Source organism: Pseudanabaena sp. BC1403, assembly GCF_002914585.1.
GTDB lineage: Bacteria > Cyanobacteriota > Cyanobacteriia > Pseudanabaenales > Pseudanabaenaceae > Pseudanabaena.
This window is the reverse complement of record NZ_PDDM01000060.1, coordinates 1-2,968: the sequence shown is the minus strand read 5'-3', so window position 1 is coordinate 2,968 and position 2,968 is coordinate 1. Positions and strand designations below refer to the sequence as shown.

General features: G+C 40.8%; 2 protein-coding genes. One reads left to right on the top strand and one right to left on the bottom strand.

Going from position 1 to position 2,968, the window contains the following annotated elements:
- Positions 1 to 332 precede the first annotated feature (332 nt).
- A complete protein-coding gene (locus CQ839_RS24490; protein ID WP_258040876.1) occupies positions 333 to 2,156 on the top strand; it encodes a DUF4157 domain-containing protein in 1,824 nt (607 codons plus the stop codon).
- On the opposite strand, the gene CQ839_RS24485 is transcribed toward CQ839_RS24490, so the two are convergent.
- Positions 2,146 to 2,466, bottom strand: coding sequence for a transposase (locus tag CQ839_RS24485; protein WP_258040875.1), 321 nt, complete (start codon positions 2,464 to 2,466; stop codon positions 2,146 to 2,148). The two genes, CQ839_RS24490 and CQ839_RS24485, sit on opposite strands and share 11 nt — an antisense overlap.
- Positions 2,467 to 2,968 lie beyond the last annotated feature (502 nt).

Here is a 2,968-nt window from a genome sequence, read left to right as displayed (position 1 = left end):
GTCATTTGCCGTCGCGTCAATTATTTTTTCTTCTCTCAACCAGCCAAGTTAATTGTCGTCATCGGACAAGTTAGTTGACATTTAACAACCGAGCCAGATCCCAAAGTCCTCAAACCTCATCGAGTACGTCACAGTTTGCGCCTCGTCCATTTTCCCTCCAGGAACCTAAACGTCCCCCAACCCAAGAAGAGATAGAGAACGAAGCTTTCCAGCAGAATAAGTTTGAGGCGTTTGGACTTCAACGAAAGGAGAAGTCCAGCACAATTACGCCTGTAGAGCAAGAAAGACTGGGTGTGCTGCAAGCCAAGATGGATAGTTTCTGGGCGCAGCGTATGGAACGAGCAAAAGCGCAGCCCAACTTGTTGGAAATTCTCATCCGCAATTCTCAAGCAACACAGACGACTGAATCCCAAGCACCTGTTCAGTCAAACACGATACAAGCGAAAAGCGATACAACAGGCGATCGCCCAGATTTATCCAAGGAGCAGCGCCCCAACGAAACGGGTATGCCAGATGCTCTCAAAGCAGGGGTAGAAAGCCTATCGGGATATTCCTTAGATGATGTCAGGGTTCATTATAATTCGCCCAAACCTGCCCAATTACAGGCACTCGCTTATACCCAAGGCACAGAGATTCATGTAGCATCAGGGCAAGAAAAACATTTGCCTCATGAAGCCTGGCATGTGGTACAGCAAAAGCAAGGACGGGTGCAGCCGACCTTGCAAATGAAGAGAGGAGTGAATATTAATGATAATGATGGATTGGAAAAGGAAGCTGATGTGATGGGAAATATGGCTTGGGAGAAATATTCACATACAGACTCAATTGATTCTGTTCAACTTAAAAAACCTATCATGAATTCATCTTTCAGTATTGTACAACGCCAGTGGAAGCCAAAAGAGATGAAAAAACTGGCAGCAATGAGTGAGAAAGAACGAACAAAATACCTTATTACTACGAAATATGGAGAGGTTGATGATGTGGTTTCTTATTATCTAGAACATCTAGATCAGGCAGTTAGTGAATTAGCGCTTGTACTAACTTGTTATTATGAAGTTGATGAAAAAGAGCGAATGGAAATCCTTGAAAAATTTCAGATAAAAGTAAATAAGAACACTCAAATTGACGAGGTTGTTGAGAATAGTATAGCAAAAGCAAACAACGCAATAAAATCTAAAGATGATGAAGGTAAAGCGATAAGTTCGATCAAAGGTGGAGCACTAACTTCAATTCGTGATGATTTTGGTGACTTGAGTCCCTCCTTGTCAAGTGAAGGTCGGAAAGACAAACTGAATCTTGCCTCCAGCTTTGGAGACTTTTTAGGGGTACAACCATTACCTCAAGAGTTTCAAAATACACCTATGATCACACTTTTTAGACGTGTAAAATCTTCTAATCTTAAAAGCCTAGCTCCAGGCAATGAAATTGATGAAATTGTTCCTTTTTCAACATCTTGGGAAGAAGGTTTTGTTCGTAAATGGAGCCCAACTGAAGGAGTGATTTTTGAGTTCGAGATACCTGTAACATATCCTGCTCTTTTTCAATCAAGACGCCCAGGAGCACAAGTTAAACCAGAAGCTCCGGAAGGGATGAACGAGAAACAGGCAGAAGTTACCTTAATACAAAGCAGGTTTAAGGTACTTAGCCCAGGTGAGAATCGTAATGGAGAAATATTCGTAAAGGTAAGTATTGAGCCATTAAGCCTTGATATAGCTAGGAATCAGCATGAAGCAATGAACAAGATGACAGATAATGAACGTAGAATGGTTGCTCAACAACAGGGTGAAGACGCTGTCACAGAACCTACAGACATGCAAATACAAATTAAAGACCAACTAGCTCAGAAAGAATCCGAGATAGCTAAAGTAATTGAACTTGCAAAAAAAGCAAGTCAGCAGCAAATTAGGCACGTTAAGAAAAGAATTGAGGAAATTGATGAGAAGCATCAACAGAATTTACCAAGTATTCTTGGCGTTGGATACAGTGTCATAAAAGGTTTTGACACCTTAAACGATTCCAGTCCAGAATTACTGGCCACCTTAATTCGTAGATTATTTTCTCCAGAGTACTTAGTTGATTCAAAACTACCAGCTAAACATACGGTAGGTTTTCTTTTTATAATTTTAAATGAATTTCAGAAAGTATTTAAGAATTGACAGCAGTAGGATTTCCAAGCATCTTGCGGATCAAAGCTAGGTAAATAAAGGGCTCTGAGATATTCTCATAAAATTCACAATCCTTGCTCAGCCTGCGATATTTACCTATCCAAGCAAAGGTTCTCTCCACTACCCAACGCTTTGATTCCACCACAAAACCTTTCTGCTCTTCAGCCCTTGTGCTTACTTCCCAAATGCAATCAAAGTTGTCTTTAACCCACTGGGTTATGTCCTCACCAGAGAATCCCTTGTCAACTAATATTTTTTGTAATCGGCTCAGTGGATATTTCAGACTTTCTAATAGTCGCATCGCCCCTGCTCGGACTAGCGGATAAAATAGCTGTAGAATTTATCCATACCCCTGCTTATTCACCTGACTTTAATCTTGCCGAATATGAAATTCATCTCTTGAGGTTACAGAAATTACATCATTTGCCTTCAAATATAACCATTGCGGAAATCGAACAAAAGCTTAATGATGTTAAAATCTTGATGGATTTCAGAACAAATATCTGGAACTTTAGAACACATTTTTGCCTTAGTCTAAATGTATATTTCTTGGGTGGGAAGGGAGTAACAACAGCGCTGCACCGAAACGTATCAATATAGTTGATTGAGAAGCCAAAGTTATCTGCGTACGGTGAGCGCGACCGTTATATAGAACCGAAAAGCTCGACAAAGTTATCTCTGTTTTCAGTCACAACTAAGCACTCAAAAATGTTTGGCTGTTAGAGTCGAGGTGGGGTATTATCCCCAGCCCCTCTCTATTAGATCCGAGCGTGCAACTTTCACTGCACTCGGCTCCCGATATT